At 71.9% G+C, this 17,064-nt stretch carries 16 protein-coding genes; 9 read left to right on the top strand and 7 right to left on the bottom strand.

Annotation, left to right across the window (positions count from 1 at the left end):
- Window positions 1–2 precede the first annotated feature (2 nt).
- On the top strand, window positions 3–509 hold the full coding sequence (locus J4557_RS09625) for an SRPBCC family protein (protein WP_208266092.1): 507 nt from the start codon (window positions 3–5) through the stop codon (window positions 507–509).
- On the top strand, window positions 509–1,129 hold the full coding sequence (locus tag J4557_RS09620; RefSeq protein ID WP_208266091.1) for a dihydrofolate reductase family protein: 621 nt from the start codon (window positions 509–511) through the stop codon (window positions 1,127–1,129). The genes J4557_RS09625 and J4557_RS09620 overlap by 1 nt, the downstream gene beginning before the upstream one ends.
- A gap of 14 nt (window positions 1,130–1,143) precedes the next feature.
- Here the strand turns inward: J4557_RS09620 and J4557_RS09615 are convergent, their stop codons facing one another.
- From J4557_RS09615 to J4557_RS09605, 3 genes are all read right to left on the bottom strand, one after another.
- Complete coding sequence (locus J4557_RS09615; RefSeq protein ID WP_208266090.1) at window positions 1,144–1,476, bottom strand: hypothetical protein; 333 nt, start codon at window positions 1,474–1,476, stop codon at window positions 1,144–1,146.
- Window positions 1,477–1,589: 113 nt separating this feature from the next.
- Window positions 1,590–2,693 (bottom strand): NAD(P)H-dependent amine dehydrogenase family protein, encoded by a 1,104-nt coding sequence (locus J4557_RS09610; protein ID WP_208266089.1) that lies wholly within the window; start codon window positions 2,691–2,693, stop codon window positions 1,590–1,592.
- 48 nt (window positions 2,694–2,741) lie between these two features.
- Entirely contained in the window at window positions 2,742–3,728 is a 987-nt protein-coding gene (locus J4557_RS09605; protein ID WP_208266088.1) for a Rieske 2Fe-2S domain-containing protein, read from the bottom strand.
- Between the two features lie 180 nt (window positions 3,729–3,908).
- On the opposite strand from J4557_RS09605, the gene J4557_RS09600 reads away from it, so the two are divergent.
- The 4 genes from J4557_RS09600 (at window position 3,909) to J4557_RS09585 (ending at window position 7,457) form a co-directional block, all read left to right on the top strand.
- Complete coding sequence (locus J4557_RS09600) at window positions 3,909–4,547, top strand: TetR/AcrR family transcriptional regulator (RefSeq protein ID WP_208266087.1); 639 nt, start codon at window positions 3,909–3,911, stop codon at window positions 4,545–4,547.
- Window positions 4,548–4,740: 193 nt separating this feature from the next.
- On the top strand, window positions 4,741–5,337 hold the full coding sequence (locus tag J4557_RS09595; protein ID WP_243775488.1) for a DUF1989 domain-containing protein: 597 nt from the start codon (window positions 4,741–4,743) through the stop codon (window positions 5,335–5,337).
- Between the two features lie 55 nt (window positions 5,338–5,392).
- On the top strand, window positions 5,393–6,523 hold the full coding sequence (locus tag J4557_RS09590; RefSeq protein ID WP_208266086.1) for an oxidoreductase: 1,131 nt from the start codon (window positions 5,393–5,395) through the stop codon (window positions 6,521–6,523).
- 43 nt (window positions 6,524–6,566) lie between these two features.
- On the top strand, window positions 6,567–7,457 hold the full coding sequence (locus J4557_RS09585; RefSeq protein ID WP_243775487.1) for a polysaccharide deacetylase family protein: 891 nt from the start codon (window positions 6,567–6,569) through the stop codon (window positions 7,455–7,457).
- Between the two features lie 12 nt (window positions 7,458–7,469).
- On the opposite strand, the gene J4557_RS09580 is transcribed toward J4557_RS09585, so the two are convergent.
- Entirely contained in the window at window positions 7,470–9,026 is a 1,557-nt protein-coding gene (locus tag J4557_RS09580) for a PucR family transcriptional regulator (RefSeq protein ID WP_208266085.1), read from the bottom strand.
- Between the two features lie 102 nt (window positions 9,027–9,128).
- Here J4557_RS09580 and J4557_RS09575 point away from each other — a divergent pair, with 102 nt between their 5' ends.
- Together J4557_RS09575 and J4557_RS09570 are read left to right on the top strand one after the other, a co-directional pair.
- The gene (locus J4557_RS09575; RefSeq protein ID WP_208266084.1) at window positions 9,129–10,556 is read left to right on the top strand and encodes a purine-cytosine permease family protein; all 1,428 of its coding nucleotides are present in this window, start codon (window positions 9,129–9,131) and stop codon (window positions 10,554–10,556) included.
- Window positions 10,556–11,521, top strand: coding sequence for an asparaginase (locus J4557_RS09570; protein WP_208266083.1), 966 nt, complete (start codon window positions 10,556–10,558; stop codon window positions 11,519–11,521). Before J4557_RS09575 ends, J4557_RS09570 begins: the two co-directional genes overlap by 1 nt.
- A gap of 174 nt (window positions 11,522–11,695) precedes the next feature.
- Here the strand turns inward: J4557_RS09570 and J4557_RS09565 are convergent, their stop codons facing one another.
- The 3 genes from J4557_RS09565 to J4557_RS09555 form a co-directional block, all read right to left on the bottom strand.
- Window positions 11,696–12,262, bottom strand: coding sequence for a G5 domain-containing protein (locus J4557_RS09565; protein ID WP_208266082.1), 567 nt, complete (start codon window positions 12,260–12,262; stop codon window positions 11,696–11,698).
- 174 nt (window positions 12,263–12,436) lie between these two features.
- Window positions 12,437–14,545: a right-handed parallel beta-helix repeat-containing protein gene (locus tag J4557_RS09560; protein WP_208266081.1), complete on the bottom strand. Its 2,109-nt coding sequence runs from the start codon at window positions 14,543–14,545 to the stop codon at window positions 12,437–12,439.
- Window positions 14,546–14,589: 44 nt separating this feature from the next.
- On the bottom strand, window positions 14,590–15,846 hold the full coding sequence (locus J4557_RS09555) for an MFS transporter (RefSeq protein ID WP_208266080.1): 1,257 nt from the start codon (window positions 15,844–15,846) through the stop codon (window positions 14,590–14,592).
- Window positions 15,847–15,947: 101 nt separating this feature from the next.
- On the opposite strand from J4557_RS09555, the gene J4557_RS09550 reads away from it, so the two are divergent.
- Window positions 15,948–17,033 (top strand): DUF5937 family protein, encoded by a 1,086-nt coding sequence (locus tag J4557_RS09550; RefSeq protein WP_307799587.1) that lies wholly within the window; start codon window positions 15,948–15,950, stop codon window positions 17,031–17,033.
- Window positions 17,034–17,064: the final 31 nt, after the last annotated feature.

Here is a 17,064-nt window from a genome sequence, read left to right as displayed (position 1 = left end):
CGATGAGCGCAATGGGACGAGGAGCGCCGGCGCCGTCCGCGGCGGCCGACCGCGAGATCGTCATCTCCCGGGTGATCGATGCCCCGCGGGAGCTGGTGTTCGAGGCGTTCACCGAAGTCCGGCACCTGTCGCGGTGGTGGGGACCGGAGGGGTTCAGCACCACCACGCGGGCGTTCGAGTTCCGCGTCGGCGGGGTGTGGGACTTCGTGATGCACGGACCGGACGGGACGGACTACCAGGAGTGGATCTCCTGGACCGAGATCGCTCCGCCGGAGCGGATCGCGCTGCTGCACGGTGAGTCCCGCGGCGACCCGAACGCCTTCGAGTCGGTCCTGACGTTCGCGCCCGACGGCGCGGCGACCCGGATCGAGATGCGCACGGTGTTCCCCACCAAGGAGCTGCGCGAGGAGGCGGTCGAGAAGTACCACGCGATCGAGGGCGGCCGGCAGACCCTGGGCAACCTGGCCGCCTACGTCACCGAGATCGTCTCGAAGGGAGCCGAGGACTGATGGCAGGAAAGGTGTTCTTCAGCGTCTCGATGTCGCTGGACGGGTTCATCGCGCCCGAGTCCAGCGAGGAGTTGATGGGGCGGCAGTGGATGGAGCTGCAGCGGTGGATCTTCCCGCAGCGGTTCTTCCGGGAGAACCTCAAGCTCGGCGGGGGCGGTGAGGAAGGGCGGGACAACGACATCGTGCGGGAGACGTTCGAGCGCACCGGCGCGAGCGTGATGGGCAAGCGCATGTTCGACGCCGGCGAGCGGATGTGGCCGGAGGAGGCGCCGTTCCACACGCCGGTCTTCGTCGTGACGCACGAGAAGCGCGACCCCTGGGAGCGGCCGGGCGGGACCGTCTTCCACTTCGTCAACGACGGCATCGAGTCCGCGCTCGACCAGGCCCGCGAGGCCGCCGGCGACCGGGACGTCCGCATCGCGGGCGGCGGCGCGACGATCCTGGAGTACGTGAACGCCGGCCTGATCGACGAGTTCTCGATCGCGCTGTCGCCCGTGCTGTTCGGCTCCGGCATCCGCCTGTTCGAGGGCGTGGACGCCGCCCGCGTGGCCCTGGAGCAGGTCCGCGCGGAGCCCTCGTCGACGGTGACGCACCTGACCTACAGCGTCCGGGAGAGGTAACCGGCTCGACCCGCCTATCTCTCCTCGTCCCGTCGGCGGTCGCGCAGCGGCGGTCGGTCGATCACTTCGACGTACATGATCCGCCCGTTGACGACGTCGAGGTTGAGCATGCCCTTCGCGGGAGCGAGGAGGACGCAACGATGGCCGGGACCGTAGGGCCGGTCCTCGGGATGGGGCTCGGTCTGGAAGCTCTGACAGAAGTCGTCGCCGCAGCCACAGTCGGCGACCAGGCGAAGGTCCCATGCGCAGACGGCGAGCTCGCGTTCGCCCTCCTCCTCCAGCAAGGCCATCAGCTCAGTGACGAGCTCCGGGAAGACCTCGCGCACAAGAGGATGCTCGGCTTCCATGGCAGGCACCATAACCCAGGCGTGAGGCCAGCAGGATCTTGCGGACGATCAGGTCCCTGCCATGCGGAGCCCGGCGTACCTGCTCGCCACCACGGCGAGCGGCTTGCCCCACGTCAGCGGCTCGCCGTGGTGGCGAAACGGCCGGCGAAACCGCGCAGCGGCATGTCGGCACTGGTCAAGATGCCGGGAGGTGCGTCGACCACGGCCTTGATGGCGTTGAGGGCGGGGAGCCCGGTGACGGTCATGCCGATGGAGGCGAAGGCTGCGGCGGAGGAGAAGTCGGTGCCGGGCTTGGGCAGGATCATGTGCTTGCTGTAGATCACGGGATCGCCCTGGATCTTGGTGATGTAGCAGCCCTTGACGTCCCAGCGCGGGTCGGTGTCAGGGGTCATCTGCCATTCGAGGTGGGTCTCGATCCGCGGGACGCCGTCGACGACGCCCTGGTACGTGATGTAGCTGGCTCCCAGCGACCCCTTGGGCAGTCTGTACCAGCCGAGGTCGACGTCCTTGGTGCAGGCGCCCATCTCGTAGGAGAAGGTGACGTCGTCGAGCCGGAGGTCGAAGCAGTCGGCCATCATGTAGATCGAGTCGGTGAACACCCGCGTGTACTTCTCCAGCATCGCGGGCAGCGCGGGGTCGTCGACGGGGCGCCCGTAGCCGACCTCGGCCCAGGTGGCGGCGGAGTGGTGGCAGGAGACGTCGACCGACTCGATGACGGTGACGTTCTCGATCTCGGCGACGTCGGCGGAATGCACGACCCCCAGGATCTGGCAGAGCCCCGGGTTCATGCCGGTGCCGTAGAAGGTGGCGCCGCCGCGCCGGCAGGCGTCGGCCAGGACCTCGCTGACCGGCCGGCCCGACGGGTGCGGATGGTTCCGGTCCCGGTGGTGGCCGGTGATCCAGTCCGCCGTGGTGACGATGTCGATGCCGGCTTCCAGCACACGCTCGTAGAGGGCCTCGTCCGGGAACACCCCGTGGAAGGTGACGACGTCCGGCGCGGCGGCGATGATCTCATCCACCGATCCGGTCGCCGCGATCCCGATCGGGGCGCCGCCCGCGAGCTCACCGGCATCGCGCCCGATCTTCTCCGGGGTGTAGCAGTGCACGCCGATGAGTTCCAGGTCGGGATGCCTGCCGATCCGCCGGATCATCTCGGTGCCCACGTTGCCGGTGGCCACCTGGAAGACCCGGATGGGCGATCTGCGATCTGAGGTCATGGCCTCTGCCTTTCGTGGGGACGGTGCCGCGACCGGAACCCGGCGCCGTCATCCGGCGGGGTAGAACCGCTCGGCCCAGGCGCGGAGCGCGGTGAAGCCGGCGTGCTCGTCCCGGACGAGCCTGGCGGGGTCCGTGTAGCGCTGGTGCGACCAGATCTCGATGTCGGCGAGGAACTGGTCGATGACGCCTTGGGCGTTCCGCCGCGCCGAGGAGCGCGAGGCCGCCTCGTCCTTGCCGGGCCGGCGGGCGATCCAGACGGAGAAGCGCACGTCGCAGGTGCGGTCGTCGACCGGGGTGACCGCCGAGGCGGTCCGGTTGTCGACCATTCCCCAGCTCTTGGTGACCGCCACGCCGAGCCCGGCGTTGATGGCGTGCACACCGCTTCCGGCGTCGTCGATGCTGGTCACCGAGTCGTCGAAGGTGATGGTGAAGTCGACGTAGGAGACCGGCCCGCCGAAGTCCTGGCGGGTGAACACCGGCATGATCGGGACCTTGTGCACGTACTTGAAGTGCGCGAAGTCGACGCCGTTCTCCAGCACGTACTGCGGATGGAGTTCCAGCCGCTCTTGGAACAGCGTCGAGTCGGGGAACGCCGGGTGGTAGTCGTCCGCGGTGACGCCGTCGTCCCATGCCGTGAAGACGTCGGGGACGTCGAAGTAGGGCGGGCGCCCGTGAACGTCGTGCCAGACGTAGACGGCCTCGTTCCGCTCGACCGTCGGCAGGGTGTCGATCCGGGCGCCGAGGTTCGGCCGGGTCTCGTACGGGATGCACGCGTTGCGGCCCTCCGCCGTCCATTCCCAGCCGTGGAACGGGCACTGCAGGCGGTCGCCGACGACCGTCCCCCCGTAGCCCAGGTGCGCGCCGAGATGTCCGCAGTAGGCGTCCATGACGGTCACCCGTCCCGACTCTCCCCGCCAGGCGACCAGGTCGCGGCCGAAGTACGTCATCCGGGTGACGTCGCCCGTCCCGATCTCGGCCGACCACGCGACCTGGAACCAGCCGGTGGGCTTCATCGACAGCGTCGGCTTCGCCATGGGAACCTCCGACCTCCGGGGGTGGAGTAATGGCCACTTCAATGAACAGAATGGCAATTCTGCACCACGGTAGCGAGGCGCTACGATGACGACAACCCCTCTCGAAACGATCCGGGCACGCTCTCGGGGAGGGCGCACCGCGCGGTGCGCGGCGGATCCGTACGCGCGCAGTGGAGGACCATGCACCTCGATGACAGCCCGGCCGCGGTGCCCGACATCCGGGACGCCCGCCGGCGGATGTATCGGCGGCAGATCCTCGCCGCGGCCGAGCGGGAGTTCAGCAAGTCCGGGTTCACCGACGCGCGGATGGAGTCGATCGCGGCGGCCGCCGGCGTGTCCCTCGCGACGGTGTACAAGACCTTCTCCGGGAAGCTCGACATCTGGGACACCCTCCACGACGAGCGGATGCGGGCGCTCCTCGCCGAGGTCGACATGGCGACGCGGACCGCGGCGTCGCCCCTCGAACGCCTCCTCACCGGGGTCGCGACCGTGGCCCGGTTCCTGACCGAGCACGACGAGTACCTCGCGCTCAACCTCCGGGCCGGATCCGGCTGGGCGAGCGGCGCGGACGGCGGACGCGGGGTTCAGCGCACGGTCTGGAGCGCCGGCCTGGACACGCTCGCGGGCGGCGTCGAGGCGTCCATCGCCGCCGGCGAGCTGCCCGGCATCCGCCCGCGCGTCGCCGCCGGGATGATCGTCTCGGCGTTGCAGGTCTGGCTCGACGACTGGGTCCGCACGGAACGGGACCGGCGGGCCGACGCCGTCATCGAGGAGCTGACGACCCGACTGCGCTGGCTGCTCACCGGCGACGCCTCCTGACCGCCGCCCCGTACGACGTCGGCCACGCCGCTGGTGGCGGAGCGGCCGCCGACGGCGTGCGAAGCCGGTCGCGTCACCTCGCCGCCTGACGGGCGCGATCGGCCGGGTCGGGTAGAGGAACATCCATCCGGTGCGCCGAATGGTAGAGCAATGTCCATGGCCGTGGGGTTCTGGCCGGTGGTGTGCTTGCGGCATGGAGCTGACGACAGAGCGGACGGTGGTGCCCGCCGGGGAAGGGCGGGCGGTCCGCGTGGCCGCCGGGCACCGGGTGCGGGTGGTGGACCTGGAGGGCGGGCAGGTCGGTGACCTGTTCGCCTTCGCCGCCGACGATCCGCGGGAGCGGTTGAGCGCCGCGCACACCCGCAGCGTGACGAGCCGGCTCTTCCCGGAGGCCGGGGAGGCGTTCGTGACCGATCGGCGCAGGCCGATCCTCGTCCTGGCCGGCGACACCTCGCCGGGCTCGCACGACATGCTGATCGCCGCCTGCGACCCGGCGCGCTATGCGGCGCTGGGGGTACCCGAGCATCGCTCGTGCGCGCGGAACCTGGAACTGGCGCTGGCGACGCTGGGGCTCGACGCCGGGGTCACGCCGCAGCCGGTCAACGTGTTCATGCGGATACCCGTGCAGGAGTCGGGGCGGTTGCGGTGGCTGCCGGCCGAGAGCCGGGCCGGGGACGCGATCACCTTCGAGGCCGCCATGGACTGCGTGGTCGTGGTCTCGGCGTGCCCGCAGGACATGGTCGGCATCAACAACGACCGGCCGACGCCGCTGGCGATCGACGTGTGGTGACGCCCGGCGCATCGCCGGGGAGCGGCCGTATCACCGAGAGATGAGGGGAAGACCAATGAGCGTTCAGGGAAGCCATTCCGCGCTGGAGCCAGGGCGCATCGGAGACCTGCGGACGGCCAACCGGCTGGTGGTGGCGCCGATGACCAGGGTGTCGGCCGAGCCGGACGGCACGGCGACGCCCGAGATGGCCGCCTACTACACCGAGTTCGCGCGCGGCGGGTTCGGGCTGGTCGTCACCGAGGGGATCTACACGGACTCCGCCTACAGCCAGGGCTATCTCAACCAGCCGGGGCTGGTGTCGGCGCGCAACGCGGCGGCGTGGCGCGACGTCACCGGGAGGGTTCACGAGGCCGGTGGACTCATCGTGGCGCAGCTGATGCACGCGGGGGCGCTGTCGCAGGGCAACCCGCATCGCGATGGCACGGCGGGGCCGTCGGCGGTGAAGCCGCAGGGCGCGAAGATGCCCGAGTACGGCGGGAGCGGCCCGTGGCCCGTGCCCAGGGAGATGGACTCCGCGGACATCGAGGAGGCCGTGGCCGGATTCGTCGCCTCGGCGGTGAACGCCCGCGACGCCGGGTTCGACGGCGTGGAGGTCCATGCCGCCAACGGGTACCTGCTGGACCAGTTCCTCACCGACTACACCAACCTGCGCGAGGACTCCTACGGCGGGCCGGTCGCCAACCGGGTGCGGCTCACGGCCGAGGTCGTGGAAGCGATCCGCGCCGAGGTGGGGCCGGACTGGTGCGTCGGGGTGCGGCTGTCGCAGACGAAGGTGAACGACTTCCACCACCGCTGGCCGGGCGGCGTCCACGACGGGGAGGTGATCTTCGCCGCGCTGGCCGATGCGGGCGCGACGTACCTGCACATCGCCAGCGAGGGCCGCAACTGGATCGAGACGGCCGAGCTGGAGGGCGGGCTCACCATCACGGGCCAGGCCCGCCGGGTGACCGGGCTCCCGGTGATCGCCAACGGCGGGATGCACGACGCGGAGCTGTCGGCGCAGGTCCTCGGGGACGGTCACGCCGACTTCGTGTCCGTGGCCCGGGCCGCCCTGGTCAATCCGGACCTGCCGCGCCGCCTGGCGGAGGGCGGGCGGCTGGAGCGCTTCGACCGTACGCTTCTGGAGCCGATGGTCACGCTGGACAACGCCCGGCGCCGGCGACGGGTGCTCGAGGCGAAGGTCTGACGCGAAGCCGGAAGCCGGGCGTGGACGAGAGATGGATACGGACATGGACGAGGTCATGGGCGGAGACGGGACCGGAAGCTGGCATGGCGGGGCGGCGGCGGTGGCGACGCTGACCTTCGACGTGGACGCCGAGACGCCGATCCTCGCCCACGGCGGACGCTACGCCCGGCACGCGGGCACGATGTCGCACCAGTCCTACGGGCCGGACGTGGGGCTGCCCCGCATCCTGGACCTGCTGGACGAGATGGAGGTGCCGGCGACGTTCTTCGTGCCGGGCTGGGTGGCCGAGCGGCGCCCCGGGCTGGCCGCCTCGATCGTCGAGCGCGGCCACGAGGTGGCGCACCACTCCTACGCGCACCGCCCGCCCACGTCGATGAGCCCGCAGGAGGAGCGCGCGGACTTCGTGCGGGCCCTGGAGGTGTTCGCACGGCAGGGCATCGAGATCACCGGATTCCGCGCGGCATTGTGGGGGGCGTCCTGGCTGACGACGGACCTGGTGGCCGAGCACGGGCTGCGCTACGACTCGTCCCTGATGGGGGACGACCGGCCGTACCGGATCGGCACGGCGGCCGGGGAGATCGTCGAGCTGCCGGTGCACTGGTCGCTGGACGACTGGGAGCAGTACGCCTACCTGCCCGAGCCGAACATCGGGTCGGTGATCGAGTCACCGCGCAAGGCACTGGAGCTGTGGCGCGCGGAGCTGGACGGCATGCGCGCCTACCGGTGCCTGTTCAACCTGTGCGCGCACCCGTTCCTGTCGGGACGTCCCGGCCGCGCGATGGCACTGCGCCACCTCATCGAGTACGCCCGCGAGTGCGCGGATGTGACGTTCGCACGCTGCAGGGACGTCGCCGCGGCGGCCGTCGCCGACCCGGAGGTCCGGGTTCGTCCGCACGAGCGGCCCAAGGTCGACCCGGAGGTCCACCCGGATTGAGAGAGGCGGGCGTCACTCCATTCCGGCGGCCTGGAGGGCGAGGAAGAGATCGACGCGGTCGGCGGTGCGGGTCACGTCCCGGCCCGTCAGCTCGGTGATCTTGGCGAGCCTGTTGCGCAGCGTGTTGACGTGGACGTGCAGGGCCGCCGCGGTGGCCGACCAGTGCCCGTCGTGGTCCAGGAAGGCGCGCAGCGTGCCCTCCAGCTCGGCGCCCCGGCCGGCGTCGTGCTCGCGCAGCGGGGCGAGCACGCCGTCGGACAGGGTCCGCAGGGTCTCGGCGTCCTGCATGCCGAGCAGCAGCCGGTGCGCGCCGAGCTCGGCGAACGTCTGGACGGCGCGTCCCGGACGGCCCTGCCGCAGGGCCCGGCACGCCTCCCGGGACCGGACGAGGGATTCGCGCAGCCCGTCCGGGTCATAGACGACCCCGCCGAGGCCGACGACCGGCCGGTGTCCGGGGAAGCGGCCGGTCACGGCCGAGACGAGCCGTTCGGCCAGGGGGGCCGATTCCCGCTCGCCGTGCCGCCACGCCAGGACGGCCACCACGTCCTGCGACCCGCCCGCCACCACGGCCGGCACGCCCGCGGCGGCGAAGAACTCGCCGGCCGCCTCCGCGAGTCCGGGCAGGGTCGCGTCGGCGCCGGCGAACGCCAGCGCCCACACCGCCAGCGGCCCTTCGGCGTCCACCCCGAACGCGCGCAGCCGGCCGGGGACCTCGGCCGCGCGGCTGCCGCCCGACAGCACCATCTCCAGCAGCTCCCCGGCGAACCGCTGCTCGATCGCCTGCATCGCCTGCTTCTTGGCGACCTCCAGGCTGAGGAAGCGGGCCGCCTGCTCCAGGGCGTCCTGCTCGACGCGCGTGAGGTCGCCGACCGGGCGCAGGCAGACCAGTGCCGCGTCGGCCTCGCCGACCGCCCCGACCAGGTACAGGGCGGCCCTGCCCGCGGCGCCGAGGTCCAGTTCCAGGGGCGGCGGACGGCGCGCCAGACCAGTGGCGACCGTCTGGAGCTGCGCGGGCTCCAGCTCGGCTCCGGCCGACGCGAGCAGGCGGCCCATCCGGTCGATCACCGCGAGCGGCAGTTCGTGGTCGCGGCGCAGCACCCGCAGCACACCGGAGGCGCCCGCGCCCTGGGAGATCGCCGTCGCCAGCGCCTCGCCCCGGCGGACCAGGCCGACGAGCGCGCCCTGCCGCTCCTCGGTGTAGTGGGCGGCCACCGCCTGCGAGATCGCGGTGAACGGCACCGCCGCGGAGATCTCCAGCAGCGGCACACCGGCCTCCTCGCAGGCGCGGACCAGGTCGTCCGGCGTCACGGGGCACTCCGGCCGCAGGCCGAACACCAGGCCCGCCGGGTCGGCGCGCCGGACGTCGGCGACGAACTCGGCGGCGGTGGCGCGGTCGCTCCACAGGCCGTTGGTCAGCACCAGCTCGCGCGGCCGCACGTAGCGCGAGGGGTCGGGCAGCTCGGTGTTGTGGACCCAGGCGGCCGGCTCGTCCAGGGCGCCCGGAGGTCCCGGGACCAGGACCCGCAGTTCCAGAGTCTCGTCCGCCAGCAGGGACCGCAGAGTGAACATGGTGTGAATCTATACAGTCGAAGCGCTCAGCAATAGAGGTTCCTCTACTTCGCATCGTCGGAGCCTGGTGCTTTTGTGTGTCACATCACGGACGGAGGAACCATGTCCAACAACGATCCGGCACAGAGCCGGCCCGAGCAGGTCCGCTTCGACGAGCACGGCATCGACCCCATCCCCGCCTCCTCGCGCGACTCCACGCCATGGCAGCAGTTCTGGATCTGGTGCGGCGCCAACATCGCGCCCATCAACTGGGTGCTCGGCGCGCTCGGCGTCACCCTCGGCCTGAGCCTGGTGGAGACCCTGGTGGTCATCGCCCTCGGCAACGTGGTCGGCTGCGCGGTCTTCGGGCTGTTCAACGTCATGGGCCACCGCACCGGCGTCAACCAGATGGTCCTCGGCCGCGGGCCGTTCGGCCGGCGCGGCGCCCTCGTCCCCGGCCTGGTGCAGGGGCTGCTCACCACGGGCTGGGTCGGCGTCAACACCTGGGTGGTGCTCGACCTGGTCATCGAGATCCTCGGGCAGCTCGGAGTGCACGGCGGCACCGGGCTCAGGTACCTGGTGGCCGCGCTCATCATGGCCCTCCAGCTGACCTTGGCGCTGTACGGGTTCTACGCCATCCGCACGTTCGAGAAGTACACCGTCCCGGCCACGGTGCTGGTGATGGCGATCATGACCGTCCTCGCGCTCGCGCACACGGACCCGCACTGGACGGCCGCGACCGCCACGACCACCGGCGGCAAGGTCACCGCCGTCACCCAGTTGCTCACCGCCATCGGCATCGGCTGGGGGATCACCTGGCTGCCGTACTCGGCCGACTACAGCCGCTTCGTCCGCACGGGCGCCTCCGACCGGTCGGTGTTCTGGTCCACCGCGCTCGGCATGTACGTCCCGACGGTGTGGCTGGCCGCGCTCGGCGCCTGCCTGGCCTCCGCGGGCGGCGGCAGCGACCCCTCCAGCCTCGTGACCGGCGCCTTCGGGGTGATGGCGGTGCCCGTGCTGCTGCTGATCATGCACGGGCCCGTCGCGACCAACATCCTCAACCTGTACTCGTGCTCGCTGGCCGCCCTGTCGGTCGGCATCCGCGTCGCCCGATGGAAGGTGACGCTGGCGGCGGGGACGGTCGCGTCCCTCGTCCTGGCGGTGTTCCTGCAGGCCGAGAGCTTCGCCCAGGCCTTCGACAACTGGATGTCGTCCATCCTCGTCTGGATCAGTCCGTGGGCGGCCGTCTGCCTGGTGGACTTCTTCGTCCTGCGGCGCGGCCGCGTCGACGTGGCCGCCCTGTACCGCGGTCGCGGCGGTCGCGGCGGCCCGGCGCTGGTCAGCCTGGCGCTCGGACTGCTGGCCGGATGGGCGTGGCAGTACGGCATGGTGCCGGCGCTGCAGGGACCGCTCGCGCGGGCGCTGGGCCACACCGACTTCTCCTGGCTGTCGGGCGGTCTGGTCGCGGGCGGGCTCTACTACGCCCTGGCCGTCCGGGCGCGGCGGCAGGTCACGGCCGACGCGGCGGTGGCGGCCGAGGCGGTGTCCTGATGGGAGTCACGGTCCTGACCACCGGAGGCACCATCGCGTCGCGCCCGTCCTCGCGGGGGGACGTCCGGGTGGCGGTCCCGGGGACCGCCCTGGCCGTCCCCGCGGCGGTGCGCGTCCGCGAGGTGATGCTCGCGCACAGCTTCAACCTCACCGTCGCCGACGTCCTCCGCCTGGCCCGGCGGATCCTCGCCGAGGCGGACGCCTCCGGCGTGGACGGCGTGGTCATCACGCACGGCACCGACACCATGGAGGAGACGGCCTACCTGCTCGACCTCGTCCTGCCTCCCGGGCGAACCGTGGTGTTCACCGGCGCCCAGCGGCACGCGTCCGCACCGGACGCCGACGGCCCGCGCAACATCGCCGACTCCGTCCGCGTCGCCGCCGCCTCCGAGACCCGGGGTCTGGGCGCCGTCATCACCATGGCCGGACAGGTCCATGCCGCCCGGTACGCGACCAAGGCGCACACGCTCGCGCCGGAGGCCTTCGCCTCACCGGGTCACGGGCCGGTCGCCCTCGTCCGGGACGACGGGATCGAGGCGATCACCCGGCCCGCACGTCCGGACGGGTTCCGGCTCGCCGAACTGGGCGCGCTGGAGGCCCGGGTGGACATCGTGCCCGTCCACCTGGGCGCCGACGGCGTGCAGATAGCCGCCTGCCGGGCGGCGGGGGCCCGGGGGCTGGTCGTCCAGGCGCTCGGCACGGGCAACCCCACCCCCGGCGTCCTCGCCGAGATCCGGACCTGCCTCGATCAGGACATCCCGGTCCTGGTCACGTCGCGCTGCGCGGAGGGACCGGCGGTCCCCGTCTACGGCGCCGGCGGGGGCGCCGACCTCGCCGAGGCGGGCGCCGTCTTCGCGGGCCCGCTCGGCGCCCCCAAGGCACGGCTGCTCCTCATGGCCGCGCTCGCCGCCGAGGCCGACACCGAACGGGCCCTGGCCCGCCTGCGCCCGCACCTGTCCGCATGACCCGGCAGCCGCCGTCCGTCCGCACCGACCTCGTTCGCGTCCGCGATCCCCGCGCCCCGCCGTCCGCCTGCGCCGTCGTGGTTCCGGCGGCCCCGCCGAGCCAGGCGGCCAGGGGATCGCGCAGCCCTCCGTGAAGCGGACGGTGCGGAACCGGCGGCGGCTGATCGGTCCGGGTCAGGTGTCGCAGCCGATGCCGTCGCCGTCGCGGTCCAGGTCGTAGATGTCGCTGCCGATCACGCGGACGGGGCCCCGCACGTAGGCGGGGCCGTCGCCGCTGCCGCCGGCGCAGTCGACGTCGCTCGCGATGGGCACGCACGCGCCGCCGTAGTTCGGGTCGCACCTCGACGCCTGCTTGGCACCGACCGCGATGATCTGCGAGACCGGGGCCTTGGTGGTCTCTTCATGAATCAGTTTCCTGCTGATCTCCACGCCGTCGCGGAGGGTCACTTCATAGGTGAGCTTCCTGACGCCCGCGACGCCGTGCCGTTTCACTTTGGTGGTTCCCTTGGCAAGGGACGTATCGCGCACCTTCCGGGTGCTGAAGGGGATCTTTCGGGTCACGGTGACCTTCTTCTTCCCGGTCGAGCCCTCGGGCGTCGCCGATGTGGACGCCGCCTGGGAAGCGGAGTCCGCCGGGCTCGATATCGGCGAGACCGCTGCCGAAGGCGAGGGGTCCGCCTTGCAGGCGCTGAACGTGAGCAGGCCGCTTACGGCCAGGGCAACCAGCGTGAAGTGTCGCATGAGTCCCTCCGTAGGGACTGGATCATGCTGACCGTTGACACGGCCGGTCAAGAGAGTTGCCCGGCTCAGGCCATATTCAGCGTGAAGTACCGGGTAAATACGGGGCCCGATACCGGGTGCTCACATTGTTGCCTTTCCCCGGGCGGAGGTCCGGATCACCGTCCCTTTGAGGCGTTACGGGAGTTGCAGAGGGAAGGCCGCTGCTCGGGCGTAGAGCTTGTAGAGCTTGAACGGCCCGGCGAAGGACAGCCCGCAGGCGTTGTTGAGCACGCTCGTCGCCTTCTGGTTGCTCAGCGTCGTGCCGCGCGCCCCTGGATGGTCGATCTGGCCGCCCATGAACACCGCCATCCTGGCCAGCATGTGGTCGCGCTGGCCGGTCGTCATCTCCTTCCAGGAATGGCAGGTCATCGCGGCGAGCATCGCGTCGTCGAGTTCGCTCGTCCCGGGGTTGTGGGGGTCGCCGGCGGACGCCGTCCTGATGGCGGCCGGCGCGGTGGTCCCGGGGGTCTTGAACCAGGGGCAGGGGCCGCCGGGCTTCAGGTTGGACATGCAGGTGAGCAGTTCGAACTCGTTGCCCAGGTTGCCGAGCCCGATGCTGAGGAAGGGAGCCTTGCCGTTCAGGCAGTCCGGAAGGTTGCCGGGGGAGGTGGTGACGGCGCCGTTGGAGTACCAGCAGTTGCCGGAATTGCCGGGGAAGGCGTCCCACCAGAAGTCCACGCCGTTGCCGGTCATCCTGTTGCCGTAGAACTGGTTGCGGTGCGAGGTGGACAGCTTCAGCGGGTCGCAGCCCGTCATGGGCTGGTCGGCGCAGACGAACGCGTCCGGGACGGCGAAGAGCATGGCCCCGCGCCGCCGGTTGTCGCGGAAGGTGTTGTTCCGGACGACGTTGTCGTCACCGCCGGCGATCCACATCCCGCTCCCCACCGGGACCGGAACGGTCGGCACGACGTCGCTGCCCGCCAGGTACGGGTTGAAGTTGTTGGAGAAGAAGTCGTTCTTCTCGACGAGGTCGCCCTGCTGCGGGAAACCGGGGTGCCCGGCGGCGGTGAACACGTCGGTGGTGAAGCCGAGGGCGTTGCCGTAGAAGTTGTTGTGGTGCACCCAGGTGGCGCTGCCGTCGGTGCCCGAGTAGCCGCTGGTGTTGTGGTGCGAGTCGCAGTAGCGGATCTCCTGGCTGTAGCGCGCGGCCGGGTAGACGCGCTCGTCGCGTCCCGCCCCGGTCTTCGCGCCCGACCCGGGATAGAGCCCGGAGTCGCCGTTGCCGGCCGCCTCGCAGTTCTGGATCACGCCGTGGTCCTCGACGAAGGTGAGCACGCCGTACTCGCCCGCGTAGAAGGTCTTGAAGCTGTCCAGCAGGTACCCGTTGCTCTCGAGCACGTAGATGTCGTGCTCGTTGGCGTGCCGGACGGTCAGGTTCCGCAGCACGAAGCCGTCGGCCCGGTCGGCGCGGATGCCCACGTCCTTCGCCGAGTTGCGCGGGCCGCCGTTGCCGGACGACGGGTCGCCGGCGTCCACGACCACGTCGTCGGCGCTCACGCCCGACCCTTCGAGCTGGAGGTTGCAGCGCACGCACGAGCCCCGGTTGGGGATGCCGTGCCGGTCGACGAGCGGCGGGTCCGGGTCCTTGCCGCCGCCGGGGGACCGGCCGAGCACGGCGATCAGGTTGGCGTCGTTCTGGCAGGTGTACTCGCCGAGGTAGGAGTACGCGCCCGTGCTCAGCTTGTACTGGTCGCACGCGGGGTCGTGGGTCGGCTTCTTGCGCGCCGTGGGCTCGGTGTAGACACCCGGCAGCACCACGACGCGGTCGTTGTTCCGCGAATCGGTCACCGCGGGCTGGATCTCGCTGTACCGGCACCGGTCGAACAGCGTGCGGTTGATCCGCCGCAGGTTCCGGGCCTCGGCGGCGCCGAGCGTCCGGTGGTCGTGCGGGCGGACGTTGTAGCCCGACTTCAGCGCCCGCTTGATCGAGGCGTCCAGCCGCTTCAGCGAATCCGGCTGGCACACCACCCGGGTCGTGCTCCGCGGGACGGTGTCGACGGCCGACGCCAGGCTCCGCGGTGTCGGCACCTTCCCGCCCGCGCACGGGCTGACGGAGCAGTCGGGACCGGGAGACGGCCAGTACGACGGCCGCTCGATGTGCGCCTGCGCGGCCTGCACCATGCCGAGGATCAGCACGGCCACGGCCGCCAGGGGCACCCACCACCTTCCGCGAAACCGCAGGCCCATCCGGTGCTCCCTCGCTCGGCGCTCGACGATGATCCCCAAACGCTTGCTCGGTGCCATGGAACCACGATCACCAAATCCGAGGAAGTCTCACAACAAGACTGTTATCGATCTTCGGCCCCCGCGGTGCTCGCCCGGCCGTGGCGAGCGCCCAGCCGTGTTCCTCGATCCTTCTCGGTGGCGACGGCGGAGGCGGAGAGCAGCGTCGCGGCGGCGAGGCCGCCCCAGAGGGCGGCCGGGCCGCGGGAGGCGAGAGCGGTGATGACCGCCGGAGAGACGGCGAGGCCGAAGCCCGTGGAGAGCTGGAAGCGGGCGAGGGCGCGGCCCAGGACACGGGCCGGGGCCAGTGCGGCGACGAGCGCGGTGGCGCTGCCGGCGTAGATGATCTCGCCGATCGTGCAGACCACGGACACCGCGGCGACGGCCGGGGTACCCCAGCCGTGTCCCAGCGAGGCGGCCGCGAGGAACCCCAGGTAGGACGCGGCCAGCACCACGCCGGAGAGGGCCAGCACGGTCCGCCGGGACAGCCGGGACATCAGGACGGTGACCGGTACCTGCAGGGTGACCACCAGCACCGTGTTGGCCACGAAGACGGCCGCCGGCCACACCGGAGATGCGTGGAACTGCGTCACCAGGACCAGCGGTATCGCTATCTCGGGGACGTTGAGGCAGAAGACGTAGACCACGTTGGCGGCGAGGAGGGCGAGCATCCGGGGCGCGGGCTCCTCGTCCCGGTCCTTGTCCGGGGCGGCCCCCGCCGGGTGTGCGCGCACGTGGACCGACCACGCCAAGGCTGCTGCGGCGAGGTAGGCGAGCGCAGTGACCGCTGCCAGCGCCTGCAGCGCGGTGGTGCCGCCCGCCAGGCATGCGGTGGCGACGAGCGCGCCGACGCCCAGGGCGGCGTTGCGCAGGGCGCGGGCCCCCGCGAGGGCGGTGTCGCGTTCCCGGCCGTGGGCGACCGTGGCCACGAGCGCGGCGTGGGCGGCGGGCCATGCCTGGTTGCCGATGCCGAGGAAGAGCGCCGCCGCCGCGAAGAGCCCGACGTGCCCCGCCGGAGCGGCCGACAGCAGCGCCACGCCCAGCACCCGCACCAGCATCGACGCCGCCACGACCGTGCTGCGTGCGCCGCGGTCCAGCCATCGGCCCACCGCGGGCATGCACCCGAGGCCCGCGACGATGCCGACCGTCATGGCGGTGCCGGTGACCGGCGCGGACAGCCGCAGTACCGTCACGCCGTAGAGCAGCAGGAAGGGCCGCAGCAGGCCGGTGCCCAGCGCGTCCACGGCCAGCGCGACGGCATAGCGGGGGCCTCCGGACGCGCGGACGAGGGCGCGGGGCTGGAATCTGGTGATGGTCGCCATGGCGTCAGACGGTGCGTCCGGCCGCCGGGGCGGGGCACGTCGGTTGACGTACATCGTCAATCGACGCCGCGCCGGGCCGCCCGGGCGGCGATGATGAGGGGGTGACGCTGAGGATCGACATCAGCGGCCTGCCGTCCGAGCGCGTGCGGTTCGCCGCCTCCCCGCTGGGCGAGCTGACCGCGATGCTGCACGTGCTGGCCGAACCCGGCCACCATCCGCAGTTCGCCGGCTGGGCCGCGGACGTCTGGGCCGCGCTGCGGCCGGAGCTGGCCGAGCGGCTCAGGGAGGCGGAGTTCCTCTGGCGTTCCTCGCAGGCCGACTTCATGATCCCGGCACGGCCCCGGCCGACGCTCGCCGAGGAGCTGGACGACGTGGACCGGATCGACGACGAGACCTACGTGACCGCCGCGCTCGTCACCACGTGCGGCAGCAACCGGGTCCACTTCCGCGGGGCGTCGCCGCTCACCGACACGACCGCGCGCGAGCGGGCCCTGGACGTGGCCCAGGCCCGCGGCGCGCTGCAGGAGGCCTTCGCGGAACGGCTGCTCGCGGACCCGGCCGCGGTGCGGGCGCGGGTGCGCGACACCCTCGAAGAATGCGCCGAGGCGTTCTTCGACGGCGCCTGGGCGGACGTCGCGGCGCAGCTCGCCGCCGATCTGCGCCTGAAGAACGAACTGCTCAGGCGGCACGGCGTCGGGGCGGCACTCGCCTCGGTCTCCGGCGCGGTCACCCTGGCACCGGACGGCGACTGCATCATCGTGGACAAGGTGCAGGACAAGGCGACCACCGCCCGTGGCGCCGGGGTCACCTTCATCCCCAGCGTGTTCGGCCGCCCGCACCTGGTGGCGGTCCACGCGCCCGGGTGGCATCCGGTGGTGCAGTACCCCGTCGCCGAGCCGGGTCCGGCGGAGCCGGTCTCCCTGGAGACGGTCTCCCTCCGGCTGGACGCGCTCGCGCATCCGGTGCGGCTGCGGCTCCTGCGCACCCTGGCCCGTGGCCCGCACACCACCGGCGAGCTGGCCCACTTCTGGGAGCTCACGCCCCCGGAGGTCTCCCGTCACCTCGCCGTCCTGCGCCGCGCGGGCCTGCTCACCGCTCAACGGAACGGCCGCTACGTCCGATACACCCTGAACCTGTCCGATCTGACGTCGCTGGGCGCCGACCTGCTGGCGGCCGTACTGCGCTGAGCGGCTCCTCGCCGCCGCGGAGTCGGACGCG

This window comes from Actinomadura nitritigenes, from assembly GCF_017573545.1.
GTDB classification, from domain to species: Bacteria; Actinomycetota; Actinomycetes; order Streptosporangiales; family Streptosporangiaceae; genus Spirillospora; species Spirillospora nitritigenes.
The sequence above is the reverse complement of the archived record's forward strand: the minus strand, read 5'-3'. Positions and strand labels throughout refer to the sequence as shown.

What these genes read in the sequence shown, in the direction of transcription:
- J4557_RS09625 (WP_208266092.1), top strand. Translation starts at nt 3, where the DNA reads ATGAGCGCAATGGGACGAGGAGCGCCGGCGCCGTCCGCGGCGGCCGAC.
- J4557_RS09620 (WP_208266091.1), top strand. Translation starts at nt 509, where the DNA reads ATGGCAGGAAAGGTGTTCTTCAGCGTCTCGATGTCGCTGGACGGGTTC.
- J4557_RS09615 (WP_208266090.1), bottom strand. Translation starts at nt 1,476, where the DNA reads ATGGAAGCCGAGCATCCTCTTGTGCGCGAGGTCTTCCCGGAGCTCGTC.
- J4557_RS09610 (WP_208266089.1), bottom strand. Translation starts at nt 2,693, where the DNA reads ATGACCTCAGATCGCAGATCGCCCATCCGGGTCTTCCAGGTGGCCACC.
- J4557_RS09605 (WP_208266088.1), bottom strand. Translation starts at nt 3,728, where the DNA reads ATGGCGAAGCCGACGCTGTCGATGAAGCCCACCGGCTGGTTCCAGGTC.
- J4557_RS09600 (WP_208266087.1), top strand. Translation starts at nt 3,909, where the DNA reads ATGCACCTCGATGACAGCCCGGCCGCGGTGCCCGACATCCGGGACGCC.
- J4557_RS09595 (WP_243775488.1), top strand. Translation starts at nt 4,741, where the DNA reads ATGGAGCTGACGACAGAGCGGACGGTGGTGCCCGCCGGGGAAGGGCGG.
- J4557_RS09590 (WP_208266086.1), top strand. Translation starts at nt 5,393, where the DNA reads ATGAGCGTTCAGGGAAGCCATTCCGCGCTGGAGCCAGGGCGCATCGGA.
- J4557_RS09585 (WP_243775487.1), top strand. Translation starts at nt 6,567, where the DNA reads ATGGACGAGGTCATGGGCGGAGACGGGACCGGAAGCTGGCATGGCGGG.
- J4557_RS09580 (WP_208266085.1), bottom strand. Translation starts at nt 9,026, where the DNA reads ATGTTCACTCTGCGGTCCCTGCTGGCGGACGAGACTCTGGAACTGCGG.
- J4557_RS09575 (WP_208266084.1), top strand. Translation starts at nt 9,129, where the DNA reads ATGTCCAACAACGATCCGGCACAGAGCCGGCCCGAGCAGGTCCGCTTC.
- J4557_RS09570 (WP_208266083.1), top strand. Translation starts at nt 10,556, where the DNA reads ATGGGAGTCACGGTCCTGACCACCGGAGGCACCATCGCGTCGCGCCCG.
- J4557_RS09565 (WP_208266082.1), bottom strand. Translation starts at nt 12,262, where the DNA reads ATGCGACACTTCACGCTGGTTGCCCTGGCCGTAAGCGGCCTGCTCACG.
- J4557_RS09560 (WP_208266081.1), bottom strand. Translation starts at nt 14,545, where the DNA reads ATGGCACCGAGCAAGCGTTTGGGGATCATCGTCGAGCGCCGAGCGAGG.
- J4557_RS09555 (WP_208266080.1), bottom strand. Translation starts at nt 15,846, where the DNA reads ATGGCGACCATCACCAGATTCCAGCCCCGCGCCCTCGTCCGCGCGTCC.